At 69.8% G+C, this 6020-nt stretch carries 7 protein-coding genes and 1 pseudogene; 7 read left to right on the forward strand and 1 reads right to left on the reverse strand.

Annotated elements, in window-relative coordinates:
• Positions 1-3 precede the first annotated feature (3 nt).
• A complete protein-coding gene (gene moaA, locus E1161_RS25450; protein ID WP_207920397.1) occupies positions 4-1062 on the reverse strand; it encodes a GTP 3',8-cyclase MoaA in 1059 nt (352 codons plus the stop codon).
• Positions 1063-1223: 161 nt separating this feature from the next.
• Here moaA and E1161_RS25455 point away from each other — a divergent pair, with 161 nt between their 5' ends.
• The 7 genes and pseudogenes from E1161_RS25455 to E1161_RS25480 all read left to right on the forward strand — a co-directional run.
• Entirely contained in the window at positions 1224-1625 is a 402-nt protein-coding gene (locus E1161_RS25455) for a TOBE domain-containing protein (protein WP_132627273.1), read from the forward strand.
• Entirely contained in the window at positions 1626-2378 is a 753-nt protein-coding gene (gene modA / locus E1161_RS25460; RefSeq protein WP_235875301.1) for a molybdate ABC transporter substrate-binding protein, read from the forward strand.
• Complete coding sequence (locus E1161_RS25465) at positions 2375-3169, forward strand: ABC transporter permease (RefSeq protein ID WP_132627274.1); 795 nt, start codon at positions 2375-2377, stop codon at positions 3167-3169. The genes modA and E1161_RS25465 overlap by 4 nt, the downstream gene beginning before the upstream one ends.
• A 62-nt stretch (positions 3170-3231) precedes the next feature.
• A pseudogene (locus E1161_RS28755) lies at positions 3232-3648 on the forward strand (ATP-binding cassette domain-containing protein); the annotation flags it as partial.
• A 39-nt stretch (positions 3649-3687) separates the two neighbouring features.
• Positions 3688-4257, forward strand: a complete 570-nt coding sequence (locus tag E1161_RS28760) for a TOBE domain-containing protein (protein ID WP_408012117.1) — start codon at positions 3688-3690, stop codon at positions 4255-4257.
• Positions 4258-4283: 26 nt separating this feature from the next.
• A complete protein-coding gene (locus tag E1161_RS25475) occupies positions 4284-5048 on the forward strand; it encodes an HAD-IIA family hydrolase (protein ID WP_207920398.1) in 765 nt (254 codons plus the stop codon).
• A 104-nt stretch (positions 5049-5152) separates the two neighbouring features.
• Positions 5153-6020, forward strand: an 868-nt coding sequence (locus E1161_RS25480; protein WP_165939933.1) for an AMP-binding protein, incomplete at its 3' end; no start/stop codon positions are given.

Raw genomic sequence — 6020 nt, forward strand, 5'->3', positions numbered from 1 at the left:
CCGCTAACCCCCGATTGCGCTCATCGGCCTTGATGGTTGGGCGAACTCACCGGAGTCCATCCCGTGACCGGCGGCCTTGGCCCACATCTCGCCCTGCCACAGCCGGATCAGCTCGGCGTCGGTGGCGCCTTCGCGCATGGGTCCGCGCAGGTCCGTTTCCGTCGTCGAGAACAGGCACGAGCGTAGCTGTCCGTCCGCGGTCAACCGCGTGCGGTCGCACTCCGCGCAGAACGGTCGCGTCACCGAGGCGATCACGCCCACCGTGGCCGGGCCGCCGTCGACCAGCCAGCGCTCGGCCGGTGCCGAGCCGCGCTCGGCGACGTCCGGGGTGAGGGTGAACTCCTCGCCCAGCATCTCCAAGATCTCGTCCGCAGTGATCATCGCGGAGCGCTCCCAGCCGTGCTGGGCGTCCAGCGGCATCTGCTCGATGAACCGCAGCTGGTAGCCGCGCTCGATGCAGTACCGCAGCAGTTCGGGGGCCTCGTGGTCGTTGATCCCGCGCATCAGCACGGCGTTGACCTTGACCGGCTCCAGCTTCATCGTCTTGGCCGCGGCGAGCCCGTCGAGCACGTCCTGCATGCGGTCACGCCTGGTCAGCTCCTTGAACACCGCTCCGTCCAAGGTGTCCAACGAGACGTTGACCCGGTTGAGCCCGGCCGTCACCAGCTTCTCGGCGAAGCCGCCGAGGTTGATGCCGTTGGTGGTCAGCGAGGTCGTGGGCCGGCTGGGCAGTGACGAGGTGGCCGCGATGACGTCGACCAGGTCCTGCCGCAGCAGCGGTTCGCCGCCGGTGAAGCGGACCGTGGTGACGCCGAGCTCTTCGACCGCGATGCGGATCAGCCGGTTCATCTCGTCGGTGTCGAGCATTTCGTCGCGCTTGAGCCAGGGCAGCCCTTCAGCGGGCATGCAGTAGGTGCAGCGCAGGTTGCACTTGTCGATCAGGGAGACGCGCAGGTCCGTCGCCACCCGGCCGAAGCGATCCACCAGGTACGGCGTGTCCGGCCGTTCGGAGGGGTCGATCGTGCGGCGCACGAACGGGATTCCCAAATCCACCGCGTTCACAACTCGACCCTATCTCCTCGGACCGACGCTTTTCGATCGCGCGCGGCAAATTCGAGCGGCGCAAGGTTCCTGGTCAACAGCGGTGTGGCAGGTGTCAACGATCCTGGTTCGCGGTTCGGTAGCCTTGGTTCCTCCGCACCTGCGGAAGTATCGTTGCGTTCGTGCCGCAATACCGGATCGCAGAGTCCGCCGCGCTGCTCGGCGTCAGCGACGACACCGTTCGCCGCTGGGTCGACGGCGGGCAGTTACCCGCGGAGCGCGACGCAGCCGGACGGCTGGTCGTCGACGGAGCCGCGCTCGCCGACTTCACCCGCGACCAGGCCAGGTCCGCACCGGACCCGTCGGCCGTCGGGCGCTCGGCGCGCAACCGCTGGGTCGGGCTGGTGACCGAGGTCGTGTCGGACAAGGTGATGTCGCAGGTGGAGATCCAGTGCGGACCTCACCGCGTGGTGTCGCTGATGAGCACCGAGGCGGTGCGCGAGCTCGGGCTGGTCCCCGGTTCGCTGGCGGTGGCCGTGGTCAAGTCGACCAACGTCGTGGTGGAAACACCGGGAGAGGGCTGAATGTCGAAGCTCAAGATGATCGCGGGTGGGATGCTCGCGCTGACCCTGCTGGCCGGCTGCGGGCAGGCCCGCTCCGGCCAGCAGGCCCCGCCGCAGCAGCGCACGGTGACGGTGCTGGCGGCGGCCTCGCTGACCGAGTCCTTCGACGAGCTGGGCAAGCGGTTCACCGCCGAGCACCCCGACGTCGCGATCCAGTTCGACTACCAGGGCTCGTCGACGCTGGCCGAGCAGATCAAGCAGGGCCGCCCGGCGGACGTGTTCGCCTCGGCCGACGACAAGAACATGTCCGAGGTCGCCGACCTGGTCTCGCCGCCGCAGGACTTCGCCACGAACCGGCTGACCATCGTGGTCCCGCCCGGCAACCCCGCGCACGTGACCTCGCTGGCCGACCTCGCGGACGAGGAGCTGGTCGTCTGCGCCCCGCAGGTGCCCTGCGGCGCCGCGACCCAGCAGGTCGCCAAGGCCGCCAACGTCGGGTTGCGGCCGGTCAGCGAGGAGAACGACGTCAAGCAGGTGCTGCAGAAGGTCGTCGCGGGCGAGGCCGACGCGGGCCTGGTCTACGTCACCGACGCCGAGGCGGCAGGAGGCCGGGTGCAGTCGATCGACTTCCCCGAGTCGTCGCAGGCGGTCAACAACTACCCGATCGCCACCGTCAGGGATTCGCAGCAGGCGGAGCTGGCGAACGAGTTCGTGTCGTACGTGCGCGGGCCCGCGGGTCGCGAGGTGCTCGGCGCGCACGGTTTCGTTCCATGATCAGACGTCATCCACCGCAGGTCCCCGCAGTGCTGTGGGTGCCTGCGGTGCTCGCGCTGGCGCTGGTGGTGCTGCCGGTCGCCGGTCTGCTCACCCGCGTCGAACCGGCCAGGCTGCCGGGGCTGCTGCTGAGCCCGGCCGCGCTGGACGCGCTGCGCCTGTCGGTGATCACCGGGTTGATCGCGACCGCCCTGGCGGCGCTGCTGGGGGTGCCGCTGGCCGTGGTGCTGGCGCGCTCCACCTTGCCCGGGATGCGGGTGGTGCGAGCGCTGGTGCTGCTGCCGCTGGTGCTGCCGCCGGTGGTCGGCGGGCTGGCGCTGCTGTACCTGCTGGGGCGGACCGGGCCGCTCGGGGGTGTGCTCGCGGTCGCCGGAATCCGGTTGCCCTACACCACGGCCGCGGTCGTGCTGTCCCAAACCTTCGTCGCGATGCCGTTCCTGGTCGTCGGTCTCGAAGGCGCGTTGCGCACGGCCGGCGGACGCTACGAGCAGGTCGCCGCGACGCTGGGAGCGGGTCCGTGGCTGGCCTTCCGGCGCGTGACGCTGCCGCTGCTGCTCCCGGCGCTGGGGTCGAGCCTGGTGCTGACCTTCGCCCGCGCGCTCGGCGAGTTCGGCGCGACGATCACCTTCGCGGGCAGCCTGCAAGGCAGCACCCGGACCCTGCCGCTGGCCGTCTACACCACCGCTCAGTCCGATGTGGACGCTGCGGTGGCGATGTCGTTGTTGCTGGTCGTGGTGGCCTTGCTGGTGATCGTGATCGCCAGGCCGAGAGCAGTGGAGGGACGGTTGTGAGCGGCCTGCGGGTGGACGTCGAGCTGCACCGCGCGGAGTTCTCGCTGCGCGCGGGATTCGCGGTGGCGCCCGGTGAGGTGCTGGCGGTGCTCGGCCCGAACGGCGCCGGGAAGTCGACTTTGCTGTCGGTGCTGGCCGGACAGCTGGCGCCCGATCACGGCGTGGTCGAATTGGACGGGACGGCCTGGCTGGACACCGCACGCCGCATCAACGTCCCCACGCACCGGCGCGGAGTCGGCCTGCTCGCCCAGCAGGCGCTGCTGTTCCCCCACCTCACCGCGCGCGACAACGTCGCCTTCGGTCCGCGCGCCGCGGGCACGAGCAAGGCGAGGGCCTGGGAGATCGCCGTGCGCTGGCTGACCGAGACCGATGTGGCCGAACTGAGCGGACGCCGTCCCGCGCGGCTGTCCGGAGGGCAGGCGCAACGGGTCGCGCTGGCTCGCGCGCTGGCCGGCGACCCCCGGTTGCTGATGCTCGACGAGCCGCTGGCGGCCCTCGACGTCGACGCCGCTCCGGCCATGCGCGGACTGCTCCACCAGGTGCTGCGCCGCCAGGAGGTGCCGACGGTGCTGGTCACCCACGACGTGCTCGACGCCGTCGTGCTGGCCGACCGGTTGCTGGTGCTGCGAGACGGTCGCGTCGTCGAGCAGGGACCGACCAGCGAGGTGCTGTCGCGTCCGCGCGAGGCGTTCACCGCACGCCTCGCCGGTCTCAACCTGCTGCCCGGCACGGCGACCGACGGGGGAGTGCTGATCGGCGAGGAGATCATCAGCGGCCGGGTGGTCGAGGAGCTGGAGGCGCGGGAGCCGGCGGGAGCGGTGTTCGCGCCCTCGGCCGTGGCGGTGCACCGGCAGCGCCCGCACGGCAGTCCGCGCAACGCGCTGCCGGTCCGCGTCGCGGCCCTGGAACCGCGCGGTGACGTGGTCCGGGTGCGCGCCACGGGCCCCTCGAACGTCGGCATGGCCGCCGACGTCACCCCGGCAGCGGTCGCGGAGCTGGGGATCTCCGCAGGTGAGGACGTTTGGTTCGTGATCAAGGCGACCGAGGTGGCCATACACCCGGTATCCGGAGGATCATCGGGGGCGTGACTGAGCCATCCACCTGGACGTACCTGATGGACATGGACGGCGTGCTGGTCCACGAGGAGCACATGGTGCCCGGCGCGGACGAGTTCGTGGCTGCTCTTCGGGAGAACGGCATCCCGTTCATGGTCTTCACCAACAACTCGATCTACACGCCACGGGACCTGCGGGCCCGGCTACTGCGCAGCGGGCTGGACATCCCGGAGGAGGCGATCTGGACGTCCGCGCTGGCCACGGCGCAGTTCCTGGAGCAGCAGCGGCCAGGCGGCTCGGCCTTCGTGGTCGGCGAATCCGGGTTGACCACCGCGCTGCACAACATCGGCTACGTGCTCACCGACCGGGATCCCGACTACGTGATCCTGGGTGAGACCCGCACCTACAGCTTCGAGGCCATCACCAAGGCCATCCGGCTGGTGGAGAACGGTGCCCGGTTCATCGCCACCAACCCGGATGAGAAGGGCCCGAGCCGCGAGGGCACGCTGCCGGCCACCGGCGCCGTAGCCGCCCTGATCGAGCGGGTCACCGGCCGCGCTCCGTACTACGTGGGCAAGCCGAACCCGCTGATGATGCGTTCCGCGCTGCGCCACCTGGGCGTGCACTCGGAGAACACGCTGATGATCGGTGACCGGATGGACACCGACGTCCGCTCGGGCCTGGAGTCCGGGCTGCAGACGATCCTCGTCCTCTCCGGCATCTCCGACGAGGACACGGCGGAGCGCTTCCCGTACCGCCCCACCAAGGTGGTCCGCTCCATCGCGGACCTCCGGGAGCACGTCACGGACCCCTTCATGGCTTGACCGGGTCTTCGAGGACCCTCCCCGGGCGCGCTCGTCCGGGGTTGGCCCGGTTCGGTGGTGCAGGTGAAGATGGTGACCTGCACCACCGAATTCGGGAGGTCGTCGTGGACACCGAGCCGACATCGCTCAGCTACGACTCCGGTGCGTCCACCGCGCCGTTGTTGGGCGACACGATCGGAACGAACTTGGACCGCACGGCGGCGCGCTTCCCGGAGCGGGACGCGCTCGTGGAGGTCGCGGCAGGTCGTCGTTGGACGTACCGGGAGTTCGTCGCCGCCGTCGATGCGATGGCCACCGGTCTGCTCGAGGCGGGCATCGTCAAGGGGGACAGGGTGGGCGTGTGGGCGCCCAACCGTGCTGAGTGGACGCTGACCCAGTACGCGACCGCCAAGATCGGCGCGATCTTGGTCAACATCAACCCCGCCTACCGGTCGCACGAGCTGGAGTACGTGCTCAACCAGGCCGGGGTTCGGATGCTGATCTCGGCGAAGTCGTTCAAGAGCTCCGACTACGCAGCCATGGTCGAGGAGGTCCGGAGCAAGTGCGCGCGCCTGGAGCAGGTTGTGTTCCTGGAATCGCCGGAGTGGGAGGTCCTCGTCGGCGCTGCCGCTGACCAGCGCAGGCTCGGCGAGATCCGGCTGTCGGCGGATGATCCGATCAACATCCAGTACACGTCGGGTACGACGGGTTTTCCGAAGGGTGCGACGTTGTCGCATCACAACATCTTGAACAACGGGTTTCTCGTGGGGGAGTTGTGCGGGTATTCGGAGGTGGATCGGGTGGCGATCGTGCCGCCGTTCTACCACTGCTTCGGGATGGTGATGGGGAACTTGGCGTGCACGAGTCATGGTTCGGCGATGGTGATCCCGTCGGAGGGTTTTGATCCGGGGTCGGCGTTGAGGGCGGTGGCGCAGGAGCGGTGCACGTCGTTGTACGGGGTGCCGACGATGTTCATCGCGGAGTTGGATCATC

It is taken from the genome of Saccharopolyspora aridisoli, assembly GCF_004348445.1.
Taxonomy (GTDB): Bacteria; Actinomycetota; Actinomycetes; order Mycobacteriales; family Pseudonocardiaceae; genus Saccharopolyspora; species Saccharopolyspora aridisoli.

What these genes read in the sequence shown, in the direction of transcription:
- E1161_RS25465 (WP_132627274.1), top strand. Translation starts at nt 2,375, where the DNA reads ATGATCAGACGTCATCCACCGCAGGTCCCCGCAGTGCTGTGGGTGCCT.
- modA (WP_235875301.1), top strand. Translation starts at nt 1,626, where the DNA reads ATGTCGAAGCTCAAGATGATCGCGGGTGGGATGCTCGCGCTGACCCTG.
- E1161_RS25475 (WP_207920398.1), top strand. Translation starts at nt 4,284, where the DNA reads ATGGACATGGACGGCGTGCTGGTCCACGAGGAGCACATGGTGCCCGGC.
- E1161_RS28760 (WP_408012117.1), top strand. Translation starts at nt 3,688, where the DNA reads ATGCGCGGACTGCTCCACCAGGTGCTGCGCCGCCAGGAGGTGCCGACG.